The 25,478-nt window shown below is 66.1% G+C and carries 19 protein-coding genes; 6 read left to right on the top strand and 13 right to left on the bottom strand.

The features are described from left to right. Positions 1 to 9: 9 nt before the first annotated feature. Entirely contained in the window at positions 10 to 2,475 is a 2,466-nt protein-coding gene (locus ACYVB7_RS09430; RefSeq protein ID WP_460506718.1) for an LPS-assembly protein LptD, read from the bottom strand. Positions 2,476 to 2,515: 40 nt separating this feature from the next. Here ACYVB7_RS09430 and ACYVB7_RS09425 point away from each other — a divergent pair, with 40 nt between their 5' ends. The 3 genes from ACYVB7_RS09425 to ACYVB7_RS09415 all read left to right on the top strand — a co-directional run bounded on the left by ACYVB7_RS09425 (position 2,516) and on the right by ACYVB7_RS09415 (position 5,670). Beyond that, on the top strand, positions 2,516 to 3,652 hold the full coding sequence (locus ACYVB7_RS09425; protein WP_460506716.1) for an aminoglycoside phosphotransferase family protein: 1,137 nt from the start codon (positions 2,516 to 2,518) through the stop codon (positions 3,650 to 3,652). A gap of 75 nt (positions 3,653 to 3,727) precedes the next feature. Next, entirely contained in the window at positions 3,728 to 4,483 is a 756-nt protein-coding gene (locus tag ACYVB7_RS09420) for an RsmE family RNA methyltransferase (RefSeq protein ID WP_460506713.1), read from the top strand. A gap of 5 nt (positions 4,484 to 4,488) precedes the next feature. Then, positions 4,489 to 5,670, top strand: coding sequence for an MFS transporter (locus ACYVB7_RS09415; protein ID WP_460506710.1), 1,182 nt, complete (start codon positions 4,489 to 4,491; stop codon positions 5,668 to 5,670). Positions 5,671 to 5,672: 2 nt separating this feature from the next. On the opposite strand, the gene ACYVB7_RS09410 is transcribed toward ACYVB7_RS09415, so the two are convergent. The 3 genes from ACYVB7_RS09410 to ACYVB7_RS09400 all read right to left on the bottom strand — a co-directional run bounded on the left by ACYVB7_RS09410 (position 5,673) and on the right by ACYVB7_RS09400 (position 11,117). Beyond that, a complete protein-coding gene (locus ACYVB7_RS09410; RefSeq protein WP_460506708.1) occupies positions 5,673 to 6,566 on the bottom strand; it encodes an alpha/beta hydrolase in 894 nt (297 codons plus the stop codon). Between the two features lie 123 nt (positions 6,567 to 6,689). Beyond that, on the bottom strand, positions 6,690 to 8,207 hold the full coding sequence (locus ACYVB7_RS09405; protein ID WP_460506705.1) for a zinc-binding metallopeptidase family protein: 1,518 nt from the start codon (positions 8,205 to 8,207) through the stop codon (positions 6,690 to 6,692). Positions 8,208 to 8,219: 12 nt separating this feature from the next. Then, a complete protein-coding gene (locus ACYVB7_RS09400) occupies positions 8,220 to 11,117 on the bottom strand; it encodes a sensor domain-containing protein (RefSeq protein WP_460506702.1) in 2,898 nt (965 codons plus the stop codon). Between the two features lie 169 nt (positions 11,118 to 11,286). Here ACYVB7_RS09400 and ACYVB7_RS09395 point away from each other — a divergent pair, with 169 nt between their 5' ends. Continuing rightward, the gene (locus tag ACYVB7_RS09395) at positions 11,287 to 12,213 is read left to right on the top strand and encodes a histone deacetylase family protein (protein WP_460506699.1); all 927 of its coding nucleotides are present in this window, start codon (positions 11,287 to 11,289) and stop codon (positions 12,211 to 12,213) included. Positions 12,214 to 12,299: 86 nt separating this feature from the next. Further along, positions 12,300 to 14,984: a bifunctional acetate--CoA ligase family protein/GNAT family N-acetyltransferase gene (locus tag ACYVB7_RS09390; RefSeq protein ID WP_460506696.1), complete on the top strand. Its 2,685-nt coding sequence runs from the start codon at positions 12,300 to 12,302 to the stop codon at positions 14,982 to 14,984. A 27-nt stretch (positions 14,985 to 15,011) separates the two neighbouring features. Here the strand turns inward: ACYVB7_RS09390 and ACYVB7_RS09385 are convergent, their stop codons facing one another. From ACYVB7_RS09385 to metX, 5 genes are all read right to left on the bottom strand, one after another. After that, a complete protein-coding gene (locus ACYVB7_RS09385) occupies positions 15,012 to 17,288 on the bottom strand; it encodes a methyl-accepting chemotaxis protein (protein WP_460506693.1) in 2,277 nt (758 codons plus the stop codon). A gap of 119 nt (positions 17,289 to 17,407) precedes the next feature. Next, entirely contained in the window at positions 17,408 to 17,911 is a 504-nt protein-coding gene (locus ACYVB7_RS09380) for a chemotaxis protein CheW (RefSeq protein ID WP_460507029.1), read from the bottom strand. A 225-nt stretch (positions 17,912 to 18,136) separates the two neighbouring features. Further along, positions 18,137 to 19,705, bottom strand: coding sequence for a methyl-accepting chemotaxis protein (locus ACYVB7_RS09375; RefSeq protein WP_460506691.1), 1,569 nt, complete (start codon positions 19,703 to 19,705; stop codon positions 18,137 to 18,139). A 100-nt stretch (positions 19,706 to 19,805) separates the two neighbouring features. Then, entirely contained in the window at positions 19,806 to 20,387 is a 582-nt protein-coding gene (metW, locus tag ACYVB7_RS09370) for a class I SAM-dependent methyltransferase (protein ID WP_460506689.1), read from the bottom strand. Continuing rightward, a complete protein-coding gene (gene metX, locus ACYVB7_RS09365) occupies positions 20,384 to 21,580 on the bottom strand; it encodes a homoserine O-acetyltransferase (protein WP_460506687.1) in 1,197 nt (398 codons plus the stop codon). Before metX ends, metW begins: the two co-directional genes overlap by 4 nt. Positions 21,581 to 21,970: 390 nt before the next feature. Here metX and ACYVB7_RS09360 point away from each other — a divergent pair, with 390 nt between their 5' ends. Next, complete coding sequence (locus ACYVB7_RS09360; protein WP_460506684.1) at positions 21,971 to 22,366, top strand: RNA recognition motif domain-containing protein; 396 nt, start codon at positions 21,971 to 21,973, stop codon at positions 22,364 to 22,366. Positions 22,367 to 22,462: 96 nt separating this feature from the next. Here the strand turns inward: ACYVB7_RS09360 and ACYVB7_RS09355 are convergent, their stop codons facing one another. The 4 genes from ACYVB7_RS09355 to ACYVB7_RS09340 are packed head-to-tail and all read right to left on the bottom strand — an operon-like array spanning position 22,463 to position 25,444. Next, positions 22,463 to 23,263: an SDR family oxidoreductase gene (locus ACYVB7_RS09355; RefSeq protein ID WP_460506682.1), complete on the bottom strand. Its 801-nt coding sequence runs from the start codon at positions 23,261 to 23,263 to the stop codon at positions 22,463 to 22,465. Further along, the gene (gene lptC, locus ACYVB7_RS09350; protein WP_460506680.1) at positions 23,260 to 23,904 is read right to left on the bottom strand and encodes an LPS export ABC transporter periplasmic protein LptC; all 645 of its coding nucleotides are present in this window, start codon (positions 23,902 to 23,904) and stop codon (positions 23,260 to 23,262) included. The genes ACYVB7_RS09355 and lptC overlap by 4 nt, the downstream gene beginning before the upstream one ends. A gap of 8 nt (positions 23,905 to 23,912) precedes the next feature. Beyond that, complete coding sequence (locus tag ACYVB7_RS09345) at positions 23,913 to 24,458, bottom strand: KdsC family phosphatase (RefSeq protein WP_460506678.1); 546 nt, start codon at positions 24,456 to 24,458, stop codon at positions 23,913 to 23,915. After that, the gene (locus tag ACYVB7_RS09340) at positions 24,458 to 25,444 is read right to left on the bottom strand and encodes a KpsF/GutQ family sugar-phosphate isomerase (RefSeq protein ID WP_460506676.1); all 987 of its coding nucleotides are present in this window, start codon (positions 25,442 to 25,444) and stop codon (positions 24,458 to 24,460) included. Before ACYVB7_RS09340 ends, ACYVB7_RS09345 begins: the two co-directional genes overlap by 1 nt. Positions 25,445 to 25,478: the final 34 nt, after the last annotated feature.

Raw genomic sequence — 25,478 nt, 5'->3', positions numbered from 1 at the left:
GGGCACCACTCATTCGTACTGGCCGAAACGGCTGGGGGTCTGGACTTGCTCGTTGAGCATCATGTACTTGGGAATGTTGTTCTTCAGCGTCTGAAGCGGATTGGCACCGATGCGCGTGAAGCCGTTGAACTCGATCTGGAACAGCACGCGCTGGCTGGTCGTGGTGGTGCTGGTTTGCAGGCGCTCCAGCACAAAGCGGCCAATCCAGCAGCCGGCATCATATTCAAAGCCCGCCACCAGATCGACCACCTTGCTGTCGGGCACGCTGTAGTTGATGCGCCCCACGCTGTACCAGCGCCCCGCACAGCGGCCAGGTGCGGAACGGCCACCCGGCGGCGGCACCGACGCCATGGCATCGCCAAGGGACGTCAGGGGCCACTGCCAGCCCACATCGAGCTGTTCGCTGGCGGGCAGCAAACCGCCCGCCCGCTGCAGGCGGTAGGCGGCACTGAACACATGGTAGGGCCTGGGGTGGTAGCGACCGGTCAGCGTGGTGCGCTGGGAGCGGCGCTCCTTGGGGTTGAACTGCACCGAACTGTCAAACGACCATCGCGGGTCCCAGTTGATGGACGAGCCCAACAGCATGTCGCTCACCCGGTCGGTGATGGCGGTGCCCCCCGGCAAGGTGACGTTCTGATCGGCAAAACGCAGGCGTTGGGCCAGGCTGAGGCGGGCCGCCTCCACCCCGGATGCCGGGTCGATGAAGCGTGAACTCACCCCCAGCGTGAGGGCATGGGTGTCGGAGATGCGGTCGTTGCCGCCGAACACGTTTTCGGTCCAGGCGGTGCCGGCATTGAAGTCCTTGGCCGCCGAGTCGTAGTTGGGCAGCGCACCCTGGTCGCGGTACGGCGTGTGCACGTAAAACGCACGGGGCTCCAGCGTTTGCAGCAGGTTGCGCCCCAGCCAATGGGTGTCACGCTCGAACACCAGTCCGCTGTCCAGGCTGAACGTGGGCACCGACCGGCTGGCGGTGCGCAGGCCCGTGGTCAAGGGCTGCTCCACCTCGTAGTGGGTCAGGTGCCATTGGGCCTTGGGCTTGATGAACCACCCCGGGGCCTGCCACAGGCGGCTGACCTGGGCAATGCCCATGAGGCGGTTGCCGTTGACGTCGGCCTGCGTGGCCGTGATGGTGGGCGTGCGTGCGGTGGTGAAGCGTGTGGCCTGCCCGGTCAGCGACCAATCCACCCCACCCAGCGAGCCCACCGTCCGGTTGAGTTGTTCCCAGCGCGCGTCCACCTGGGGCTTGCGGTCATAGGGGGCCACGATGGGGGAGGCCGTGTCCTGCAAGGTTTGCCAGGTGTAGACACCCGCGGTCACCCCCACGGGACCGATGCGCCCCGACACCGCGGCCTCGTTGGGCAGCAGGCGCTGGGTCAGCAGTGGCATGGTGCGCGGCAGGTCTTTCCAGTAGTTGTCGTCGCTGACGCGGTTGAGGTTGAGGCGCAAGCCGACGTCGGCCAAGCCGGGCAGTGCATTGCCCAGGGCGTGCTCGTGCCGGACCGCTTCGCTCCAGCGGGTGCGGCCCCGCAACCGATCACTGGGCAACACCGACACGCGGGTTTCGCCCTTGAAGGTGGGTTGCAGGTAACGGAACTCGGCCCCCAGGTCGATGCCGCGCTTGGTCATGAGCGTGGGGGTGAACGTGGCGTCCATCTCCGGCGCGATGTTCCAGTAGTACGGCACCGCCACCTCCAGGCCACTGAGGTTGGTCAGGTTGATGGTGGGTGGCAGCAGGCCGGACTTGCGCTTGTCCGACAATGGAAAACTGATGTAGGGTGCCGCGAGGATGGGCACCCCTTTGAAGTAAAGCGCCCCGCCGGTGGCACGGCCCGTGTCGGTGGCGGTGTCCAGCTCCAGCCGATCGGCCTTGACCCACCAATCGGGCTGCCACCCTTCGGGGGCCTGGCAGGTGGAGTAGGTGGCGTTGTAGGCGATGCTGAGGTCTTCGCCCTTGAAGTCCACCCGCGTCGCCTGCCCCCCGCCCTGCGTGACCAGCAGCTGGTAGCGCGGCTGGGAAAAAAAGCCTTCGTAGGTGTCCAGGTTGATCTGTAGCTCCGGCCCCATGTAGCGGTTGCCATTGCGCACGATGCTGACGTTGCCCGAGGCTTGGGCGTCGTTGGTCTGGTGCAGCAGCTCCAGCCGGTCGGCCTTGAGCAGCGTGTCGTGCCGCCGCAGTTCGGCGTGACCCTCCACCACCGTGCGCACACCGGTTTCGCCCGTGAAACGGTCACCCCAGACAAAGCTGGGCGCGTCGCGGCGCGCCTGTGGGGGCAAGCGGTCGGTCAGGAGGTCGGTGCCGCGCAGCGGCAGCGGGCTGTCCAGGTCCTGCGCCCGCGCCGGGGTGATGCACGCCAGCACACTGGCCCAGGCCACCACGCGCCAAAAGCCCATGCCTGGGCCGATGGGTCGTGACAGCACCCGCCCCGACAGCGGCCGGGACACCAGGGGGGTCGGAGGGGGGGGAAACAAGGCCATTTGTAGAATCCGGGCGCATTATCGTATGCCGGGTCAGACCATGTCCTTCACCTCCCCTTCCACGCCTGGCACGAGCGCCACCCCTGCTGCACCCACGGCCATCGCCTGGGCCGATCCGGCCCGCGAACAAGCCTTTCACGCCTGGTTGGCCGCGGTGGCCTCGGCCCACGCGCTTCAAACCGCCAGCGTGCGCCCGGCGTCGGCCGATGCGAGTTTCCGGCGCTACTTCCGCGTGGATGGTGCCCAGGGCCAGAGCTTCATCGTGATGGACGCGCCGCCCGACAAGGAAAACTGCCGCCCCTTTGTGCAGGTGGCCGAGCTGATGGCCACCGCCGGACTGCGCGTGCCCGCCATCCTGGCCTGGGACGAGGCCCAGGGCTTCATGCTGTTGAGTGACCTGGGCCACCAGACCCTGCTGGACGTGCTGGACCGCGACCACCCGCACGCCAACAGCATCCACTACCAGAACGCCTGCGCTGCGCTGCTGGCCTGGCAAGGGGCCAGCCGCCCTGGCGTGCTGCCCGCCTACGACGAAGCCCTGCTCCGGCGCGAGCTGCAGCTGTTCCCCGACTGGTACCTGACCCAGCACAAGGGCGTGGCCGTGCAGGGCAAGGTGGCCGAGACACTGCAACGCGCGTTCGACACCATCGTGGCCCGCAACCTGGCCGGCCCCAAGGTGTTTGTGCACCGCGACTTCATGCCACGCAACCTGATGATGCCGCCCGCAGGCTTCGTGGCCGACGAGGCCAAGCAGGCGCTGGGCGTGCTGGACTTCCAGGATGCGGTGTACGGACCCATCACCTACGACATTGCCTGCCTGATGCGCGACGCCTTCCTGACCTGGGAGGAAGACCTGGTGCTGGACATCACCATCCGCTACTGGGAACAGGCCCGCCGCCAGGGCCTGATGGACTTTGAAGGCTGGAGCGACGACTTCGGCGAGTTCTACCGCGCCGTGGAGTGGATGGGCCTGCAACGCCACCTCAAGGTGCTGGGCGTGTTTGCCCGCATCACGCTGCGCGACGGCAAGCCCAAGTACCTGGCGGACACCCCCCGCTTCATCCACTACGTGCGCAACACCGCCAGCCGCTACCGCGAGCTGACGCCCCTGCTGCGCCTGATCGACGAAGTGGAGGGTTTGCAGGCCGCCAGCGGGTTCGCATTCGGTCGGGTTTGAAGCCTTTTCAAATTCAAAGCCTTTTTGGCCTCTGGCGCTTTATATAAAAGCGCAAGCAGCTACAAGATAAATAGCATGCCACGCTTCCACTGCCCCACCCCGTTGGCCGAGGGCCAGACCCTGGACCTGGCCGCCACCGCCGCCCGGCACGTGCAGGTGCTGCGCATGCAGCCCGGCCACAGCCTCACGCTGTTCAACGGCGAGGGGGGCGAGCACCCCGCCACCGTGCTGCGCATGGGCCGCTCCGACGTGCAGGTGCAGGTGGGCCCCCGGCACCCCGTGGAACGTGAAGCCGCACGCCCGGTGCACCTGGCGGTGGGCATGCCCGCCAACGAGCGCATGGACTGGCTGGTGGAAAAAGCCACCGAGCTGGGTGTGGCCAGCATCCAACCGCTGATGACCGCCCACAGCGTGCTGCGCCTCAAGGGCGAACGCGCCGACAAAAAACAGGCCCACTGGCAGGCCATTGCCGTGGCCGCCTGCGAACAATGTGGCCGCAACCGCGTGCCCACCATCCACCCGGTGGCCGACCTGTCCGACTGGCTGGCCCAGCCCGGTACCCGCACCCCCGACGGTTTGCGGGCGGTGCTGTCCCTGGCCCCCGGCAGCCTGGGTTTGGGTGAGTGGCTCCAGCGGGCGCAGGGCAGCCCCGCCACCCCACCGGCCCTCGCCCCGCTGCACGTCCTCAGCGGGCCCGAGGGAGGACTGTCACCCCAAGAAGACGAGCACGCCCGGGCTCAAGGCTGGCAGCCGATCAGCCTGGGCGAGCGCGTGCTGCGCGCTGAAACGGCGGCCCTGGCCGCCCTGGTGTTGGCCACCCAACGGGGCTGAAGCGCATGAACAAAAACCTCTGGCTGCTGGCCTTGGCCCAAGGGCTGTTCCTCACCAACAACGTGACCTTCATCGCCATCAACGGGTTGGTGGGCCTGAGCCTGGCCCCGCTGGGCTGGATGGCCACGCTGCCGGTCATGGGTTACGTGGTGGGCGGGGCCCTGTCCACCGGGCTGGTGGCCCGCACCCAGTCACGCTGGGGCCGCAAGGTGTCGTTCCAGCTGGGGCTGCTGGTGGCCCTGTTGTCGGCCCTGCTGGGGGCCTGGGCGGTGGCCCACCAGAACTTCTGGCTGCTGGTCACGGCCACGGTGGTGGCGGGGTACTACAGCGCCAACGGCCAGCTCTACCGCTTTGCCGCCGCCGAACTGGCCGCCCCGGGTTTCAAGGAAAAGGCCGTGTCCCTGGTGCTGGCCGGGGGGTTGATGGGCGCGGTGCTGGGCCCCAACCTGGCCAGCCGCACGCGGGCGCTGGCCGACGTGCCCTTTCTGGCGGCCTACCTGGCGCTGGCGGGGGTGGCCCTGCTGTCCATGGCGGTGATGGCGGGTGTGCGCTTTCCCGATGCCGAAGGCCCCAAGGCCGCGCCCGCCAGCGACAGCACGGCGACCGCCCGCTCCTTGGCTGACATCATGAAACAGCCGGTGTTCATCGTGGCCGCGGGCGCTGCGGCCCTGAGCTACGGCGTGATGAACCTGCTGATGGCCGCCACCCCGCTGGCCATGCAGGTGTGCGGTTTCCCGTTTGAAGATGCGGCGCTGGTGCTGGAGTGGCACGTGATCGGCATGTTTGCACCGGGCTTTGTCACCGGCCACCTGATCAAGCGTTTTGGGGTGTTGCAGGTGATGGGCGTGGGCGTGGCGCTGAACGCGCTGTGCATTGGCGTGGCCTTGTCGGGCCAGGATTTGCACCAGTTTGTGGTGGCGCTGTTCCTGCTGGGCGTGGGCTGGAATTTCCTGTTCACCGGCAGCACCACGCTGTCGCTGCAAGCCTACCGGCCCCAGGAAAAGGACCGGGCGCAGGCGGCCATCAACTTCTGCGTGTTCGGGCTGATGGCCTTCACCTCGTTCGCCTCGGGAGCCCTGGTCACCACCCAGGGCTGGGCGCTGCTGAACTGGGGCTCGTTGCTGCCGGTGGCCCTGGCCGGGGCGGGGCTGGTGTGGTTGGCCAAGGTGCAACGCACCGCCGCCTGACCTCAGTAACGGCGCTCCAGCCAATGGAGCAGCATTTCCACCGCCTCCACGCGGTGGGTTTCGTTGAAGATTTCGTGGAAGAAGTCTTCAAAACAGTGCGCCTGGACCACGCCCGCGGGGGCCTGCTGCGCAAACCGCCGACTGCCCAGGGGGTTGACCAGTGCGTCCATGCCCGCGTACATCAACAGCGTGGGCACCCGCCAGCGCGAGGCATGCGCCAGCACCTCGGGCCCGCCATCGGCAATGAACTTGCCCAGCCGGGGCGAGAAGCGGTCGTGCACCAGAGGGTCGGCCAGGTAGGTGGACACCACCTCGGGGTCGTGTGACAGGGCGCGGGGGTTCAGCCCGTTGGAGACCACCAGGTTGGGCAACCAGTCGGGCAAGGTGGCCAGCATGGCCCGCTGCCACGGACCCAGACCGACATCGAACGCCGGGGACGACAGCACCAGGCCGTCCACGGGCATGCGGTTGAAGGGCTCCCGGTCTTGCCAGTGGGCCAGCCACAGCGCCGCCACCAACCCGCCCATGCTGTGGCCCAGCAACACCAGCGGGGTGTTGAAGCGGGCACACAGGTTGGTTCGGGTGTCCTCGACCAGTTCGCCCAGGTCTTGCAACAGCGTGTCGTACTGGGGCAGGCAGCCCCGCTTGCCCGCGGAGTCGCCATGGCCCCGCTGGTCGTAGGCGCGCACGGCAAAACCGGCGCTGTTGAGCTGGTAGGCCAAGGCGTCGTAACGCCAGGCGTGTTCACCCAGGCCGTGGACGATGAGCACCTGAGCCCTTGGCACCATGCGCGCAGGCAACGCCCAATCCAGCAACGCCAGATGCTGGCCATCGGCGGTGATGAAAGGCGACTGAAAGACGTCTGACCCCCGCTCCATGGTGGCTGTTGCCTGCATGTGACTCCCTGTGAACAATCGGATGCATTTTTGAGGACGCGAAGGGGGATTTTGACCAAACCCCTGGTGCAACGCCATCCCTCAAATGGGGGAACCCGACACAGGGCACGCCGACGCGGTCGCTCAGGGCATGCGGGCAATCACCTGGGCCACCGCGCCCGTGAGCTTGCGGGCATAGGGCAGGTGCAGGAACTCATTGGGACCGTGGGCATTGCTGCGCGGGCCCAGCACGCCGCACACCATCATCTGCGCCTGAGGGAACCCCTGGCTGAGCATGTTCATCAGCGGGATGGTGCCGCCCTGGCCGATGTTGCCGTAACCCACACCGTAACTGGCCAGCGACGCGGCCTGCACCGCGTCGTGGAACCAGGGTGCGGTGTCGGGGGCGTTCCAGCCCGAGGCAAAGCTGGCGGCCTGGAAGGTCACGCGGGCCTGGTAGGGGGCGTTGTCTTCCAGCAGGGTCTTGAGCTGCTGCACGGCGGTGGCGGCATCGACCAGCGGGGGCAGGCGCAGGCTGAGCTTGAAGGCGGTGTAGGGCCGCAGCACGTTGCCGGCGTTTTGCAGCGACGGGAAGCCATCCACCCCAGTGACCGACAGCGTGGGCCGCCAGGTGCGGTTGAGCAGGGCCTCCACCGGGTCGGTGGTGGTGGGCAGGGCAAAGGTGCTGCTGCCGCCGCAGTCGGCATGGGCCCAGGGGAAGCGCTTGTACAGCTCGTCGCCCAGGATGGCCGCGGTTTCGTGGGCCTGGGTCAGGCGCGGGGCCGGAACGTCGCAATGGAAGACCTCGGGCAACAGGCGACCGGTGGCGCTGTCTTCCAGGCGGTCCAGCACATGCCGCAGGATGCGAAAGCTCGATGGCACCAGGCCCGAGGCGTCGCCCGAATGCACGCCCTCGGTCAGGATGTCCACCCGCAGCGTGCCGCTGACCATGCCGCGCAGGCTGGTGGTGAGCCAGAGCTGGTCGTAGTTGCCCGCGCCGCTGTCCAGGCAGACCACCAGGCCCACGTCGCCCAGCCGGGGGCGCAGGGCGTCGATGGTGGGCAGCAGGTCGGGCGAGCCGCTTTCTTCACCGGTCTCGATCAGGCCCACGATGCGCGGGTGCGCCGCCCCTTGCGCTTGCAGGGCCTGAACGGCGGCAATGGCCGCATACACCGCATAACCGTCGTCGGCACCGCCGCGGCCATAGAGCTTGTCGTCCTCGATGACCGGGGTCCACGGCCCCAGGTGGCTGCGCCAGCCGTCGAACTCGGGTTGCTTGTCCAGGTGGCCGTACATCAGCACGGTCTGCCCGCTGGCCGGGGCGGTTTGCCGTCCGTCGTCGCTGCCCCGGGCGGGAATTTCAAACAACAAAACGGGTGTCCGCGCTTTTCCCTGCTGGTCTTTCAGCTCCACTATCTCTAGCACCAAACCGGGCAGCTTTTGCGCCAGCACCCAGTCGGCGGCGCTGCGCAGCACGGTGTGCAGGTGGCCATGGGCCACCCAGTCGGGGTCGAACAGGGGGGACTTGGCGGGCACCTCGATGTAACGCTGCAAGGCCGGGGTGATGTGCTGCTGCCAGCTCGCATCCACATGCCGGGACAAGGCTTGGGTGTCCAGCGCAGCAAGTGGGGCGGCGGCGTCGGGGTGGAGGCGGTCGTTCATGGGAAAGTCCTGTCAGATGGGTTGGGGGCGGCCGAACAAGTAGCCCTGGAAGGCCTTGCAGCCCATGACTTGCAGCAGCTGCATCTGGCCTTGGTTCTCCACGCCCTCGGCCACCACCTCCAAGCCCAGGCTGTCGGCCAGTTGGAGGATGGTGTGGGCAATGATGGCGTCGTTGGGGTCGGTCAGCAGGTCGTGCACAAAGCTCTGGTCGATCTTGAGCACGCTCAACGGCAGGCGCTTGAGGTAGCTGAGCGACGAGTAGCCGGTGCCAAAGTCGTCCAGCGAGAAGCGGATGCCGTCGGTGGCCAGGTCGGTCATCTTGACGATGGTGTCTTCCACGTCGTGCAGCAGCAGGCTCTCGGTGAGTTCGAGCTTGAGGAGAGCCGCCGGGGCCCGGGTTTCGGTGACGATGCTGCGCACCCGTTGCACAAAGTCGGGCAAGCGGAGCTGACGGGCGCTGAGGTTGACGGCCAACGTCCAGTCGCAGCGCTCGGGGTCGCTGGCCCAGTGCGCCAGCGTCTGGCAGGCCTGGCGCAGCACCCAGTCGCCAATGGCCACGATCAGCCCACTCTGCTCGGCCACGGGAATGAATTCCCCCGGGGACACCATGCCCCGCTCGGGATGTTGCCAGCGCAGCAGGGCTTCGTGCCCGCGCACCGAGCGGTCGGTGTTGACCACCGGCTGGCTGTACAACCGCAGCTCGTTTTTGCCCAGGGCCTCGCGCAGGTCGCGGGCCAACTCCGAGCGGCGCTGCACGGCGGCCTGCATGTCGGGGTCGAAAAACCGCACGGCATTGCGGCCCGCGGATTTGGACTGGTACATGGCCACGTCGGCGCGTTTGAGCACGTCTTCGATGCGCTCGTGGTGCTCACGGAACAGGGTGATGCCAATGCTGGGCGTGTTGTGGTGCTCGCCACGCTGCAGCTCGTAAGAGCGGTTGAGCACTTCCAGCAGCTTTTCGCCCACGCCATTGGCGTACATGGCGGCCTGGGCCTCGTCAAAGCCCAGGTCTTCCAGCAGCACCACGAATTCGTCGCCGCCCAGGCGGGCCACCGTGTCCTGCTCGCGCACGGCCCCGAGCAAACGCTGGGCCACTTGCTTGAGCAGCAGGTCGCCCTGGTCATGTCCCTGGGTGTCGTTGAGGTCCTTGAAGTTGTCGAGGTCGATGAAACACACCGCGCCCCACTGTTGGCTGCGCATGCTGGCCGCCTGGGCCTGGTCCAGGCGGTCATGGAACAGGCGGCGGTTGCACAGGCCGGTGAGGGGGTCGTAGAAGGCCAGCCGCTCGATCTGGGCTTCGGCCTGCTTGCGCCCGCTCACGTCACGCGCCATGCCCAACACGCCGTACACCTGCCCCCGGTGGTCGAACACGGCGCGCTTGACCACCTCGAACACCGCCGTGTCCTCCGGGTCTCCGGCCTTGGGCAGGGCCTGCTCGTACATCACCGGGGCCTGGCTGCGCAGGGCCCGCAAGTCGGTGTCGCGGTAGCTGGCCACCACGGCGGGATCCTCGCCCAGATCGGTTTCGGTGCGGCCCACGATCTGCTCCACCGAACGCCCGTAGCCCTGGGCCGTGGCCGGGTTGCACATGACGAACACGCCCTCGGGGTTCTTGAACCACACCCGGTCGGGGATGGCATCGAACAAGGTGCGCAGGTGCAGTTCGCTGCGCTCCAGCGCTTCGCGGGCCTTGAAGTGTTCGGTCACGTCGGCGAAGGTGCGCACCCAGCCCCCGCTGTCGAGCTGGCGGGTCTTGACGTCGAGCACCCGTCCGTCGTGTGTGGTGCGCACGTACTCCAGGGGGCTGGCCATGCGCCCCTCATCCGCCAGGTACTCGCCCCAGCGGCTGGCGAGGTCGCGCGGGCGCTCAGGCCCCAGGTGCCCATGCTCAAACTGCCAGTCCACCAGCTCCTGGTGGGTGGGCTGGCGCGCCAGCAGGCTGTCGGGCATGTCCAGCAGCTCCAGCAAACGCTTGTTGTAGTAGGTCACCCGCCCTTCGGTCGAGATCATCATCACCCCCTGGCTGAGGCTCTCCAGGGTGGTGTCCATCAGGTTGGTGCGTGCCCGCAGCTGCTCGTGCGCACGGCGCAGGCGCTCGTCCGCTTCCACCCGTTCGGTGATGTCGGTGGTGAAGCCGTACCAGACCATGCCGCCGTCCGGCTGCCGGTAGGGCACAGCATTGGCGGCATGCCACAGCACACGCCCATCCGGCAGGCGCACGCGGTAGTTCTGGGTCCAAGGCGTCAGGGTCTCTTCCGACAGCTCCAGGGCCGCCCGGCTCTGGACGTAGTCCACCGGAAACACGCGGGCAAACACCGGGCCCGCGTCGTGCCGGGCCTCCTCGGGGGCCACCTCGAACAGGTCTTGCATGGCCGCGCTGGCGTAAGGAAAGCTGAACCAGCCACGGGGGTTCTTGCGCAACTGGAACAGCAGCCCCGGCACCCGGCGGGTGAGTTCCCGCAGCAGCGACTGCTGGTCGATCAGCGCCTGCTGGGAGGTTTTCTGCTGCGTGATGTCGCGCCCCACCCCGCGGTAGCCCTCGAACACCCCGTTTGCGTTGTGCCGGGGCTGGCCAGTCAGTTGCAGCCATTGGACGCTGGCATCGCGGGTCACGCGGGCCAGCTCCATGTCGCGCAGCACCTGCTGCTGCTCCATGGCCTGACGCAGCACGGCCACCGCGGGCGCCGAGAGGTGCGCGTCCGCCCACTGCCACAAGGGTTGCCCCAGCATGCCGGAAACCTCCGCGGGGTCGAGTGCGGCCCCCTCCAGGCAGGTGACGCAAGCTTGTGCATCGGTCTCCCAATACAGCTCGTGCGACAACAGCAGCAGTGCGCGAAAGTCGTGCCCCGCCGCCCGAGCGGCCACAGATTCCGCAGCGGAATCGGAAGGTGGCCGAACATTGGAGGTCATGGGAGACGGGTCAACAGCAGGGGGCAACAGAGAAAAAAGCCCCCCGCCCTGAAGCAGGGAAGAGAGCGTCTTGGCGTATCGAACCATTGTGGCAGATCAATGCAATACACCTCTGCAGATTGACAATGACATCAGGACCACGATCACGACCACAACATCGGAGACACGCTTGCTCAGCGCCTACATCACCCACCCCGATTGCGCCCGCCACGAAATGGGACCCCACCACCCCGAATGCCCCGAGCGTCTCGCGGCCATCCAGGACCACCTGCTGGTCAAAGGACTGCTGGATTACATGGTGCCGCACGACGCCCCCCAGGCCACTGAAGAACAGTTGGGTCGCGCCCACAACATCCTGTACATCAAGGAAATCCTGGCGGCCTCGCCCACCGAGGGCTATTTCGCCCTGGACCCTGACACCAACATGAACCCTTACACCGTGCCCGCCGCCTTGCGCGCCGCCGGTGCAGCGGTCCACGCCACCAACTTGGTCATCAACGGCGACGCGCCCACCGCCTTTTGCAGCGTTCGCCCGCCGGGTCACCACGCCGAACACGCGGCGGCCATGGGCTTTTGCTTTTTCAACAACGTGGCCGTGGGTGCACGCCATGCACTGGATGCCCGGGGCTTGCAACGCGTGGCCGTCATCGACTTTGACGTGCACCACGGCAACGGCACCGAGGACATCTTCAGAGGCGATGAACGGGTGCTGATGTGCTCCATTTTTGAAAAAGGCCTGTACCCCTTCAATGGCGAGCAGGCCGTGGGCCCCAACATGGTCAACGTGGGCCTGCCGCCCCGCTCGGGCAGTGACGCGTTCCGTGCGGCGGTCACCGACCACTGGATGCCCGCCCTGCACGCCTTCAAGCCGCAGATGCTGTTCATCTCGGCCGGGTTCGACGCCCACCGCGAAGACGACATGGGCAACCTCGGCCTGGTGGAAGCGGACTACGCATGGGTCACCCAGCAAGTGATGGCCGTGGCGCGTGAGCATGCCCAAGGCCGTGTCGTGTCGTGCCTGGAAGGCGGCTACGTCATGAGCCCCCTGGCCCGCAGCGTGGCCGCCCACGTCAAGGTGCTGATCGGTGCCGACTGAAACTTAGACCCGTCCCTCTACTGACAGGCGGGCGACAGCCGCCATCTCATGCTGCAGTGCACAATAAGGGAAAACCCTAGACCATCATGGACAAACACTACCTCACCCCCCTGTTTTCTCCGCAGAGCGTGCTGGTGTTTGCGGCCACCGCAGAACAGGCCGAACAAGCCACCGCGTACATGCAGGCGCTGGGCCTGCGCGAGAACATCACCGCCCAACGGTTCACGGGCGAGTTGACCTTTCTCGACATCCACACCAGCGGCACCCTGGCCGACCTGGCGCATGCGGTGGCCGACTTGGCCATCATCGCGCTGCCCCACGAAGAGGCCGCCTCCGCGCTGGAAATCGCGGGCCGCATGAAGTGCAAGGCCGCCCTGGTCATCTCCGCCGGCATGAGCGCGGAGCTGGCCGCCAACCTCAAGCGCATTGCACGCCGCTCGGGCATGCTCCTGCTGGGCCCCAACTGCCTGGGATTCCAACGGCCTCACACCGGGCTGAACGCCAGCATTGCCGGCCCCTTGGCCAGCAAGGGCCCGCTGGCGCTGGTCAGCCAGTCGGGGGCGCTGACCTCGTCCATCCTGGATTGGGGCCTGAAAAACGGTGTCGGCTTCTCTGCCGTGGTGTCCCTGGGCCCCAACACCGTGGTGGACCTGGCCGAGGTGCTGGATTTCCTGGCCGCCGACCCTCAGACCCAGAGCATCGTGGTCTACATGGAGGGCATTGCCAACGCCCGCCGCTTCATGAGCGCCCTGCGCGCCGCGGCCAATGCCAAACCGGTGGTGGTGCTCAAGGCCGGGCGAAAGCCCGCGGGCAATGCCGCCGCGCAAACCCACAGCGGCACCATCGTGGGCAGTGACGACGTGTTCGACGCCGCCTTGCGCCGGGCGGGGGCCGTGCGCGTGCGTTCGTTCGTGGAGCTGTTCTCCGCGGCCAAATGCCTGGCCTCCCGCTACCGCCCGGTGGGCAAGCGCCTGGCCATCGTCACCAATGGCGGGGGGCCCGGTGTGCTGGCGGCCGACTGGATTTCCGAAATGGGCCTGGAGCTGGGTCGCCTGACGCCTCAGGTGGCCGAAGAACTCAAGGCCAAGCTGTCCCCCTTGGCCTCCACCTGCGACCTGGTGGACCTGGGCGAAGACGCCAGCCCCGAGCATTTCGCCGCCGCACTGGAGGCCGCAGGCAAGGACAGCGCCGTGGATGGCCTGCTGGCCGTGTACTCCCCCAAACCCGGCAGCAATGCCGACGCGGTGGCCCAGGCCGTGGCCGACATCAAGCCCAAGCTGCGCAAGCCCCTGCTGGCCTGCTGGATGGGGGACGCCTCCGTCAGCACCGCCCGCCAGACGCTGGGCAGCGCCAGCATCCCCAACTTCCGCACCCCGGAGGCGGCGGTGGGTGCGTTCAACAACATCGCCTCGTTCTATCAGAACCAGCAGATGTTGCAGCAGACCCCGCCCCCCCTGTCGGCACTGGCCAAACCCGACATCGAAGGGGCGCGCCTGCTCATTGAAGGCGTGCTGGCCGAACGCCGCAAGATCCTCACCGAGATGGAGTCCAAGGCCCTGCTGTCGGCCTTCCACATCCCGGTCACCCAGACCATCCTGGCACGCTCGGCCAACGAGGCCATGATGATCGCCACCCAGCTGGGCTACCCGGTGGCACTCAAGATCGACTCGCCCGACATCGCCCACAAGTCGGACGTGGACGGCGTGGCCCTGAACATCGTCAACGCCACCCAGGTGCGTGACACCTTCAACGACATGATGCAGTCGGTGGCCCGCATCCGGCCCGACGCCCACATCAACGGCGTGACCATCCAGAAAATGGCCCCCACGCGTCGGGGACGCGAAATCTGCATCGGCCTGGTCACCGACGACCCGTTCGGCCCCGTCATCACCTTCGGGGCGGGGGGCACCATGATCGAACTGATCAACGACCGCGCCATGGAGCTGCCGCCGCTCAACCAGTTCCTGGCCCACCGACTGATCGAACGCTCCCGCGTGGCAGAAACCCTGGGGGAATGGCGCGGCGCGGCCGCAGTGGACATGGTGGCGCTGGAGCGCATCCTGCTGCGCGTGTCGGAAATGGTGTGTGAGCTGCCCCAGCTGCGCGAGATGGACATCAACCCCATCATCGTGGACGAGCGCGGTGCCGTGGCGGTGGACGCCCGCATCGTGGTCGAACAGGCCCCACACACCGCCACGCACTACAACCACCTGTCCATCCTGCCCTACCCGGCCCAGCACGAGCAGGTGTGGCCCATGCGCGGCGGCGGCCAGTACACCATCCGCCCGGTGCGCCCCGACGACGCACAAATGCTGCAGGAGCTGGTGCGCAGCCTGTCGCCGGAAAGCCGTTACTTCCGCTACGTGTCTTCGCTGACCGAGCTGCCGCCCAGCATGCTGTCGCGTTTCACGCTGATCGACTACGACCGCGAAATGGCCCTGGTGGCCATCCACCAGACGCGGCAAGCCCAACCGGATGGCAGCCTGGTCACCCAGGAGCGCATCGTGGGCGTGTCGCGCTACGTCACCAACGTCGACGGCACCACCTGCGAATTTGCCCTGGTGGTGGCCGATGACTTCGGCGGCAAGGGTCTGGGGTCGCGGCTGATGCTCAGCATCATGGAGGTGGCGCGGGAAAAGGGCCTGAGCGAGATCGAAGGCCTGGTGCTGACCAACAACCCCGGCATGCTGCGCCTGATGAAGAGCCTGGGCTTCACCATCAAGCCTTATGCCGAGGACGCCGACTTCCGGCTGGTGACCCACCCGCTGTGACGCCCTCCGGGCGACTGTGGGGGCCCGTCAGAAGGACTCCCAGTCGCCCCCCAACGGCACCGCAGGCCGCCCAGGACCCTTGGGGGCCACGGCTGGCGGGGATGCGGAAGCCGCCTTAGACTCCGAGCCTTTTTGGCCTCCAGCGCTTTTTACAGATGGCTTTTTAGCTACAGTTTTCGCAGCATGCGAATCCCCCCCGCCCAACCGAGGAACTTGGGCCTGCGGATGACGCTTGGGCGCAGGCAGCCCTGCCGGGGCTGGCGCACTGGCCTTGAGGGCGGCTTGGCCAATTTGTTTGGCAGGCCGCTGCACCAGGGCCGAATCGGGAACGCCGTCGTTGCCCGTTCGGAAATGCGCCAGGGCCTCACGCAACCGCATGGTCTGGTGGGACAGGCTGTCTGCGGCGGCGGCCACTTCCTCCACCAAAGACGCGTTCTGCTGGGTCATGTGGTCCAGCTGTCCCACGGCGGTGTTGACCTGCCCAATGCCGGTGCTTTGCTCCCCGGCCGCGGCCGTGATTTCGGCAATGATGTCCGTCACCCGCTGCACGCTGGCCACAATCTCCTGCATGGTCTGGCCAGCGTTCTGCACCTGCTGGGTGCCACTTTGCACCCGTTCCACACTGGCGGTGATGAGGGCCTTGATTTCCTTGGCCGCCTGAGCGCTGCGCCCGGCCAGCGAACGCACTTCGCTGGCCACCACCGCAAACCCTCGCCCGGCCTCTCCCGCCCGCGCCGCTTCCACCGCGGCGTTGAGCGCCAGGATGTTGGTCTGGAACGCAATGCCATCGATCACGCCAATGATGTCGGCAATCTTCTGGCTGCTGCGCTGGATGTCGTCCATGGTGGACACCACCTGGTGCACCGCTTGCCCGCCTTTGGCCGCCACGTCCGCGGCGGTGGTGGCCAACTGGTTGGCCTGACGGGCGGCGTCGGCGCTGTGGGCCACGGCATCGGTCAGGTGCCCCATGCTGGACGCGGTCTGCTGCAGGCTGCTGGCGGCGTTCTCGGTGCGCCCCCCCAGTTCCATGTTGCCCTTGGCCACTTCCCGGGCCACGGCATCGATGTCCACCGCGGACTGCTCCATCTGCCGCATGTTGACGCTGAGCTGGCGGCGCATTTCCTCCAGCGCCAGCAGAAAGCGCCCCAGCTCGTCGCGGCTGCGAGGCACCAGCGGGCGGGAATAGTCGTTCTGCCGCAGTTGCTCCACATCGGCCAGCAGGCTGCGCAGGGGAAACAGCACCATCCGGCGCAAGGCCACCCAAACGCCACCCGCGGCCAGCAGCGCACCCACCAGCATCAACGACCACAGCAGCATCAGGTCGGAACGGGCCATGGCCACCGTGTCCCGGTCGCGTTGCGCCTGAAGCACCACCCAGCCCCACGGCTCATACAAGGCCCACCCCACATGGGTGACGCCTTCTCCTGCCAACGTGGGCGCTCCCGCCAAGTCTGACAGGACACCGCTTTTCTGCCCCGCCTGAACCGCGGCACGGAGGGTTTGCAGCAAGCTGTCGTTGGCATCCAACTTGAGCGCCTGGTCCCGGGCCAAGGCCTGGCCCAACCGGGGGCCGTCCTTGACCTCCACCGCCAAGGTGGCCACCGTTGAATCGCCCGCCAGCTGGAACGCCTTTTGCAGCGTTTCGATCTGCTGGTCCATCACGTGGCCAATGAACAGGATGCCGATCGTCTTGCCATCCTGCACCACGGGCTCGTACTTGGTCATGTAGGTCTTGCCGAACAACACCGCACGCCCCACGTAGGGCTTGCCCGCCTGCATCAAGGCATATGCGGGGTGGTTGCGATCCAGCAAGGTGTTGAGGGCCCGACTGCCGTCTTCCTTTTTCAGGCTGGTGGAAATGCGGCGGAAATCCTCCCCTTCGCGCTGAAACACCGTGGCCACCCCACCGGTCAGCTGGGCAAACGCATCCACGGCTTCGAAGTTGCCCTCCAGCGGAAAGCCCGCATGCTGCAACTGCACCTTGCCGTCCCCAAGGTCAGCAAGGCTGAAGACCACCGTGGGCAAGCGGTCGCTGAGGATGCTGAAGGACTGCTCCGCCGACTTGCGGCTGCCTTCGTCAATCTGCTTGAGGCTGGCCACCAGCCCCTCTGAACGGCTCACCAGAGCCTGCGTTCCTTCGTCCCGGGCGTGGCGGATCAACTGGACGGAAAACAGCAGCAAGCCCAGCAAGATGAGCGCCATCGCCGCCCCGACCACCACGAGCAACTTGGAGGCCAACCCCATCCCAGGCCGCCAGGACGAGGAAGAACCCACGGGATTCAGTGCAGGCACGGTGTCAGTCATGTGAGGGTCATCCAGATCAAGGCACCGCCCCGATCAGGCGCTGCCAACATGCCGAAGTTGGGGGCCAACAGCGTGCAGAGCCGCAGGCCACACACGCTCAGAAACACCGCGGAAGACGCTCAGTCCGCGCCGTCCATCAACCCCATGTCGGGGCTGGACATCAGGGCCTGAATGTCCATCAGGATCAACATGCGTTCACCCACGCTGGCAATGCCGGTGACGTAGGCGTTGTCAGCTGCCGTGCTGCCCATTTCCGGAGACGGTTTGAGGTCTTCCTCGGGCAGTTCCAGCACATCCGACACCGAATCCACCACCGCCCCCACCACACGTCCCTTGACGTTGAGCACGATGACCACGGTGAAGTCGTTGTACTCCACCTTCTCGCAGCCCAGTTTCACGCGCAAATCCACCACCGGCACGATCACGCCACGCAGGTTGACCACGCCCTTGAGGAAGTGCGGGGCATTGGCGATGCGCGTCGGAACCTCATAGGACCGGATTTCCTGCACACGCAGGATGTCGATCCCATACTCTTCCGCGCCCAGGCGGAACGTCAGAAATTCCTTGGTCGGCCCGGTGGGCTTGCCTTTGCGCTCAGCGTCCGTGGTCCCTGAACCCAACATTTGTTTGACCGACGTGGCAGACACCGCACCTTGCGCTGTGTTGCCGCGGGGCGATGTTGCTGTTGCTTGTGCCATGTTCATAAATGCTCCTTATAGCGGCCTTCACCCGAGGTTTTAACACCAGTCCGGGAAGTATGAGTCACGCCCGATCAAAAACTCCCCCAATCGTGCGCCGCCCACAGCGGTGTGGACCGGGCAGCGGACCGTCGGCTCCCCGCCCCTCTTTCAGACGAGTGCCACGTCGCGCGTTCCCGTGTGAAAGGCGCTGACGGCCTCGGTGAGCCTGAGCGCCTGGTCCCTCAGGCTCTGCGCCGCCGCCGCACTCTCCTCCACCAGCGCCGCATTTTGCTGCGTCATGTGGTCCAGCTGCGCCACCGCCGTGTTCACCTGCGCGATGCCGTTGCTTTGCTCTTGCGCCGCCGCCGTGATTTCCCCAATGATGTCGTTGACCCTCTTCACACTGGCCACGATTTCTTCCATCGTCGCCCCCGCGTCTTGCACCAGCGCACTGCCCGTCTGCACTTTGTCCACGCTGGCGTTGATGAGGTCTTTGATTTCCTTGGCTGCCTGCGCACTCCTTTGCGCCAGGTTTCTCACCTCCCCCGCCACCACCGCAAATCCTCGCCCTTGTTCTCCCGCCCGCGCCGCCTCCACCGCCGCATTCAGCGCCAGGATGTTGGTCTGGAACGCAATGCCGTCGATCACGCCGATGATGTCAGCGATCTTTTGGCTGCTGTGGGAGATGTCCTGCATGGTGCCCACCACTTGGCCCACCACTTCCCCGCCTTTGGCCGCCACGTTGGCTGCGGTGCTCGCCAGTTGGTTGGCCTGACGCGCCGCGTCTGCACTTTGCTTGACCGTGGCGGTGATTTCTTCCATGCTGGACGCGGTCTGCTCCAGGTTGCTGGCCGCAGCTTCTGTCCGCGCCGACAGGTCTTGGTTGCCCGTGGCCACTTCCGTGGCAGCCACGTCGATCTGGCCCACGGTCTGCGTGACGTTTTGGATCATCTTTTGCAGAGCCGTCTGCATGTCGTTGAGGGATTGCAGCAGCACCCCAATTTCGTCGCTTCGGTCCACCTCGATGGCCTGGTCCAGTCGCCCCGCCGCAATCCCCTTGGCAAATCCCACCGCCCTCTCCAGCGGCTGCGTGATCGAACGCATCAGCGCCCATGCCATCAGCAGGCTCAGCAGCACCCCCACGACCGCCAAGCCATCCAGCACCCACAACCGAGCCTGTTGACGTGCCAGCCGCTGGCCGCTCTCCACCGTCACTGCGTCGTGTTGATACTTGACCAGCTTGCGCTGGCTGGCAACGTAGGCATCGGCCGCGGGCAACACGCCGGATGCCAGCAACTCCTCGGCCTTGGCCATGTCACCGCCCTTGAGCGTGTCGAAGTAGGTTTTGCGCACATCGATGTAGGCCTTGCGCTTGGCCGCGATGTCAGACAACAGGGCCTTGCCCTCGGGCTCGGTCACCTGCGCTTCCAGCTGTTTTTGCAACTCGTTGATGCGCTCGGTGGTCTGCGCAATCAGGGGTTTGAAATAGGCGTCCACATTCGGGTCGGCCTTGGACTTGGCCACCGCCAGCACCCGCGTGACGTTGAGCTGGGTGTTGGACATCCACTCGTCGGCCAGATAGGCCTCACGTTCCAACACAAGGAGCTCGCGAGTGTCTCCTTCACTTTGTCGCAAGTTGATGGTGGCAATGACCGCCATCAACAACATGATGGCAAACACCCCCCCAAACACCAACACCAGTCGAACGCTGATGCGAATCCGGTTGAAACGGTCCATACGGCCTCCAGCCTAGGCGTCGTCAAGGACACCTCAGTGTTTTGGATGCCTCCCCAGCTCCGAAAGCATACATCCATGCGCCGTCAGCATAAAGTCAGGTTCAACCCAAAAACCGAAAGATGGCCGTACTGGCCAGCAAGTTGGGCAGCACCCGGACTTCCCGCCCTTCTTGCAGACCAAAGGCATCTTCAATCGTCAGGCCATTTCGCCTGGCCAGCACCTCGAAGTCGGCAAACGTGCCCACCCGGATGTTGGGGGTGTCGTACCACTGGTAGGGCAGGCGCTTGGTGACTGGCATGCGTCCTTGCATGACGCTCAGCCGGTTGGGCCAATGCGCAAAGTTGGGGAACGCCACCACGCCCATGCGCCCCACCCGCGCCGTTTCCATGAGCATGGTTTGCGCGTTGCGCAGGTGCTGCAAGGTGTCGATCTGCAACACCACATCGAAGCTCTGGTCTTCAAACACACTCAACCCTTCTTCCAAGTTGAGTTGCAACACGTTCACACCACGCTTGAGGCACGCGTGGACCTTGTCATCGTCAATTTCCACGCCATAACCCGTGCAACCGCGATGGGCCATCAGATGCGCCAACAGCTCTCCACCGCCGCACCCCAGGTCGAGCACGCGAGAGCCCGGGGGAACCAGACGGGCCACCGTGTGAATGAGGTTCAGGTCGCTCATGCGTTCAACTCCCGGGCCACATGGTGGTCAAAGTAGGCTCGGACGGCGGCGAGGTAGCGCGAATCGTCCAGCAGGAAGGCGTCGTGCCCGTGGGGGGCGTCGATTTCGGCATAACTCACCGGGCGGCGGTTGTGCAGCAGGGCCCGCACGATCTCGCGGCTGCGTGCGGGCGAAAAACGCCAGTCGGTGGTGAAGCTGATCACCAAAAAGGAGGCCTTGGCCACCGCCAAGGCCTTGGCCAACTGGCCGCCATGGGCCAGTGCGGGATCGAAGTAATCCAGCGCACGGGTGATCAGCAGGTAGGTGTTGGCGTCGAAGTACTCGCTGAACTTGTCGCCCTGGTGCCTCAAGTAGCTCTCGATCTGGAACTCGATGCCCTGGGTGGTGTACTGGTATTCGAGTCGTTCCAACGGTGCCAAGTCACCCGTCTGGGCAGCTTCGGACACCGCATCGACCACCGGCCTGAGCTGACGCCCGAACTTCTCGTTCATCACGTCATCGCTGAGGTAGGTGATGTGCCCGATCATCCGCGCAATGCGCAAGCCCCGCTTGGGCACGGTGCCATGCCGAAGGTAATGCCCGGCGTGAAAGTCGGGATCGGTGACGATGGCGCGGCGGGCCACCTCGTTGAATGCGATGTTCTCGGCCGTGAGGTTGGGGGCACTGGCCACCACCACCGCATGGCGAACCCGGTCCGGGTATTGCAGCGTCCAGCTCAAGGTTTGCATGCCCCCCAGACTGCCCCCCATGACCGCCGCCAGTTGCCGAATGCCCAGCGCATCCAGCAAGCGGGCCTGAGCGTCCACCCAGTCTTCCACCGTGACCACGGGAAAATCAGCCCCCCAGGCCATCCCGGTGGCCGGGTTGGTGTGGGTCGGGCCGGTGCTGCCAAAACACGAGCCCAGGTTGTTCACCCCGATCACGAAATAGCGGTTGGTGTCCAGGGGCTTGCCGGGGCCGATCATGTTGTCCCACCACCCTTCGCTGCGGGGAATGGGCTGGCCATGGGCATCGGCATGAACGCCGGCCACGTGGTGCGACGCATTGAGCGCATGGCAGATCAGCACCGCGTTGCTGCACTCGGCGTTGAGCGTGCCGTAGGTCTCGTAGACCAGCTCATACGCGGGCAACACTGCGCCGCTGCGCAAACGCAGGGGCTCGGAAAAGTGGTGGGTGCGTGGCGTGACGATCACGGTGGGCCTTGAAATTCCAGCAAAAACACATGCCACCGGTCCAAGAGGCTCAGACGAGCCTCCCTCTTTAGCGGCATTTCTTGAGCGCCCGCAATCTGGTTCAAATCGGCGCTGTGGAACCAAGTATAGCCATCCACGTGGCGTTGACAGCGCCACGCACACTTGGCCATGCCTCGCGGAATGTGTTGTTATTCCGCATCGCCTCCCACCCTCCCACCCAGCGATTTCGAAAAAAATCCCCGCAAGGACCGCTCCAGCGCATAATGGATCAGGCAAACGGGCTGCGGCCCGCTTGCCAATCGGGTGATCGGTCGGTTTCGCGTGCTACAGGTTTTGTGCCATCGGGGCTCCATCGCTTCAAATTTCCCTTGTGTTTTCAGGAGTCCCTCGATGGGCAACAAACTTTACGTCGGCAACCTGCCTTATACCGTTCGTGACGACGATCTGCTTCAGTCCTTCAGCGCTTTTGGTTCCGTGACCAGCGCCAAGGTCATGATGGAACGTGACACCGGCCGCTCCAAAGGCTTCGGTTTCGTCGAAATGGGCAACGATGCAGAAGCCCAGCAAGCCATTCAAGGCATGAACGGCCAGTCCCTGGGCGGTCGCAGCCTGGTGGTGAACGAAGCCCGCCCCATGGAACCCCGCCCCCCCCGTTCGGGTGGTTTCGGCGGTGGCCGTCGTGAAGGCGGTGGCGGCGGCTACGGCGGTGGCAACGAAGGCGGTTTCCGCAGCCCCTACGGCGGCGGTGGCCGTCGCGAAGGCGGCGGTGGCCGTGGCGGTTACTGATCGCTCCTGCCCCTGAAACCCGGTTTCTGACCGGGTCGCTCAAAACCCCTGAGGTGCAAATCCAGGGGTTTTTTGTTGCCTGCTTGAACCGCGGGCTTACTCGCCTTCCCGCCGTTTGCGAGGCCGTCCGGCAAAAATGCGGTCGAACCATGCATTGGGCAACAGGCGCAGCAGCTTGGCCACCCAGCCCATCTGCCACGGGATCACGCGGTAGCTGGTTTGGCGGGCAATGGCGGCTGCCGCCTGCCGGGCAAAGTCGGTCGGCTGCATCAGGAAGGGCATGGGGTAGCGGTTGCGCTGGGTCAGCGGTGTGTTGATGTAGCCCGGCAGCAGCGTGACCACCTTGACCCCGGTGCCACGCAGCTCCCCCCGAAGGCTTTCGCAATAGCTGATGACCGCGGCCTTGCTCGCGCAATAGGCCCCATGCCCGGGCATGCCCCGGATACCGCCCACGCTGGCCACCCCCACCAGGGTGCCTCGCCCCCGCGCCACCATGGCCGACACAAAGGGGTGAAACGTGGCCGCCGCCCCCACGTTGTTGGTGGCCAAGGTGCGTGCCATCACGTCCAGGTCGCTGCGGATGGCCGTGTCCATGCCCACGCTGATGCCCGCATTGGCAATCACCACATCGGGCACGCCCTGCAGGGCCAGCACCGCCTGCCCCACCGCCACCATGACGTCGATGTCGGCCACATCAGCAATGTAAATTTGATAGCTGCTCTCGCTTACAGAATAAGCACCAAGCCATGTTTTTGTTTCAAGTTCTTTGCGAACCACCAGCGCGAGGCGCCACCCGGTTCGGGCGTAATGCAAAGCCAGCGCCTGCCCAATGCCGCTGGACGCACCCGTGATCACCACCAACGGTCGGGCATCAGGCAAGGGTTGGGAAGCCTTCATGGTTTGGACCTTGGCATGAGCGTCGCACGCACCCGGCCCGTGAGCACGGCCAGCCGTTCGGTTTCGCGGTAGTCGAGCTGATTGGCCGTCACGCGGCTGCTGCCGCGCCACAGCTCCACGGGCTGGTCAGAGGTCACGCGGTGCTGGTCGGACCACACATTCAGAGACTCCCCCCGAAACTCCAAACGTTCCAGCCGCTCGCCGGAGGGCAGCGTGGCGGCATCGCGCACCACGATGGCATTGCCCCGCAGGGTGAACTCGGTCTGCGCGGCATTGGCCCAGGCGCGGCGGGCCGTGGCCGTCACCAGCACGCCGCGCTCGTCGGTGTGGCGAATGCGGGGGCTGTCGATTTCCATGCTGCCGTCATCGGGGAAATGGCGGGCCTCCTCGCCAAACACCTCGGTGCGCAAGGCACCGCCCTCGTCAAACGTGCGCACCGCAAACTGGCGCATCACGTCGGTGGGGTCGTGGCGTGCCGCCTGTGCGGGGGCGGGCGTGGCCGCTTCGGGCGTGGCCCGCAGCAGCCAATACGACGCCAGCGCCAGCAAGGCCATCAGCACCATGGGGGCGTAGACCATCAGCGACTCCAGCCGTCGCCGCAACAACAGCCAGGGAGATGGGGCAGATGCCAAGGTGGCCATGGCAGGGGTCAGGCCGAAAAGTCGCGCCACAGGGTTTCGTACAACCCGGTGGCCACCATCAACAGGTCACACACCTCGCGCACCGCACCATTGCCCGCGGGCCGGGACGGCACAAAGTGCGCCAGCCGCAGCACTTCAGGGTGTGCGGTCTGCGGGGCGCAGGCCAGGGCCACGCGGCGCAGCACAGGGGCGTCGGGCCAGTCGTCACCCACCGCGGCGGCCTGGGACCAATCCAGGCCCAACTCGGCCAGGATGGACTCGACCGCGGGGCGCTTGTCCTCGGTGCCCAGGCGGATGTGGTGGATGCCCAGCACCTCCAGGCGCTTGCGCAGGGTGGGAATGTCCCCCCCGCTGACCACCGCCGGGGTGATGCCCACTTTTTTCAGCAGCTTGATGCCGTAGCCGTCGAAGACATGGAAGCGCTTGAGCGTTTCGCCCGCTTCGGTGTAGTACAGACTGCCGTCGGTCATGACGCCGTCGATGTCGAAAAACACCACCTTGACGTTTTGCGCCCGCAGCAGCAGTTCGGGAGGGAAATTCAGGATGGGTGGCATCAGATCACCTTGGCCCGCATCAGGTCGTGGGTGTTGACGGCCCCCACCAGTTGGCCTTGCCCATCAACCACCAGCAGGCTGGAGATGCGGTGCGTTTCCATCAGGTCCGCCGCTTCGACCGCCAGCGCATCGGCCCACACGGTGCGGGGTTGCGGGCGCATGACGTCGCCCGCCCGCATGCTGCGCAAATCGGCCCCTTTTTCCAGCAGGCGGCGCAAGTCACCGTCGGTGAAGATGCCCACCAGCGCGCCCTGCTCGTCCATCACGGCGGACGCCCCCAGCCCCTTGGCGCTCATTTCCTGCATCAAGGCCATGACGGTGGCCTGGGCGGGCACGCGGGGCACGGCGTCGCCGCTGCGCATCACGTCGCGCACATGGGTCAGCAGCTTGCGGCCCAGCGAACCGCCGGGGTGGCTGCGGGCAAAGTCCTCGGCCTTGAAGCCGCGGGCGTCCAGCAAGGCCACGGCCAGGGCATCGCCCACCGCCAGTTGCACCGTGGTGCTGGCCGTGGGGGCCAGGTTGAGCGGGCAGGCCTCCTTGTCCACGCTGGTGTCCAGCCACACGGTGGCATGCCGCCCCAGCGACGACTCGCGCCGCGAGGTCATGGCCAGCAGGGGCACGTTCATGCGCTTGAGCACGGGCAACAGGGTGGTGAGCTCATCGCTTTCGCCGCTGTTGCTGATGGCCAGCACCACATCGGCGGCAGTGATCATGCCCAGGTCGCCATGGCTGGCTTCTGCCGGGTGCACAAACAGGGCCGGGGTGCCGGTAGAGGCCAGCGTGGCCGCCACCTTGCGGCCCACATGGCCGCTTTTGCCCATGCCCATCACCACCACACGCCCGGTGCTGGACAGCACCAATGAAACAGCCTGCACAAAGGCTGGCGTCAAACGTTCGGCCGCGGCACTGACCGCCTCGGCTTCGATGCGCAAGGCCTCGCGGGCCAGCGACAGGGTGTGTTCAGCGTTCAGGGGGGCAACGGTCATGCAGCGATTATCGGCCAGCCCCCGCAGCCACGCG

The sequence above is a fragment of the Hydrogenophaga soli genome (genome assembly GCF_054777695.1).
The sequence above is the reverse complement of the archived record's forward strand: the minus strand, read 5'-3'. Positions and strand labels throughout refer to the sequence as shown.

Bases quoted from the DNA above. Each gene is read 5' to 3' on its own strand.
- ACYVB7_RS09425 (WP_460506716.1), top strand. From the start codon at position 2,516: ATGTCCTTCACCTCCCCTTCCACGCCTGGCACGAGCGCCACCCCTGCT.
- ACYVB7_RS09430 (WP_460506718.1), bottom strand. From the start codon at position 2,475: ATGGCCTTGTTTCCCCCCCCTCCGACCCCCCTGGTGTCCCGGCCGCTG.
- ACYVB7_RS09385 (WP_460506693.1), bottom strand. From the start codon at position 17,288: ATGACTGACACCGTGCCTGCACTGAATCCCGTGGGTTCTTCCTCGTCC.
- lptC (WP_460506680.1), bottom strand. From the start codon at position 23,904: ATGGCCACCTTGGCATCTGCCCCATCTCCCTGGCTGTTGTTGCGGCGA.
- ACYVB7_RS09415 (WP_460506710.1), top strand. From the start codon at position 4,489: ATGAACAAAAACCTCTGGCTGCTGGCCTTGGCCCAAGGGCTGTTCCTC.
- ACYVB7_RS09420 (WP_460506713.1), top strand. From the start codon at position 3,728: ATGCCACGCTTCCACTGCCCCACCCCGTTGGCCGAGGGCCAGACCCTG.
- ACYVB7_RS09355 (WP_460506682.1), bottom strand. From the start codon at position 23,263: ATGAAGGCTTCCCAACCCTTGCCTGATGCCCGACCGTTGGTGGTGATC.
- ACYVB7_RS09410 (WP_460506708.1), bottom strand. From the start codon at position 6,566: ATGCAGGCAACAGCCACCATGGAGCGGGGGTCAGACGTCTTTCAGTCG.
- metW (WP_460506689.1), bottom strand. From the start codon at position 20,387: ATGAGCGACCTGAACCTCATTCACACGGTGGCCCGTCTGGTTCCCCCG.
- ACYVB7_RS09390 (WP_460506696.1), top strand. From the start codon at position 12,300: ATGGACAAACACTACCTCACCCCCCTGTTTTCTCCGCAGAGCGTGCTG.
- ACYVB7_RS09375 (WP_460506691.1), bottom strand. From the start codon at position 19,705: ATGGACCGTTTCAACCGGATTCGCATCAGCGTTCGACTGGTGTTGGTG.
- ACYVB7_RS09405 (WP_460506705.1), bottom strand. From the start codon at position 8,207: ATGAACGACCGCCTCCACCCCGACGCCGCCGCCCCACTTGCTGCGCTG.
- ACYVB7_RS09380 (WP_460507029.1), bottom strand. From the start codon at position 17,911: ATGTTGGGTTCAGGGACCACGGACGCTGAGCGCAAAGGCAAGCCCACC.
- ACYVB7_RS09360 (WP_460506684.1), top strand. From the start codon at position 21,971: ATGGGCAACAAACTTTACGTCGGCAACCTGCCTTATACCGTTCGTGAC.
- ACYVB7_RS09345 (WP_460506678.1), bottom strand. From the start codon at position 24,458: ATGCCACCCATCCTGAATTTCCCTCCCGAACTGCTGCTGCGGGCGCAA.
- ACYVB7_RS09400 (WP_460506702.1), bottom strand. From the start codon at position 11,117: ATGACCTCCAATGTTCGGCCACCTTCCGATTCCGCTGCGGAATCTGTG.
- ACYVB7_RS09340 (WP_460506676.1), bottom strand. From the start codon at position 25,444: ATGACCGTTGCCCCCCTGAACGCTGAACACACCCTGTCGCTGGCCCGC.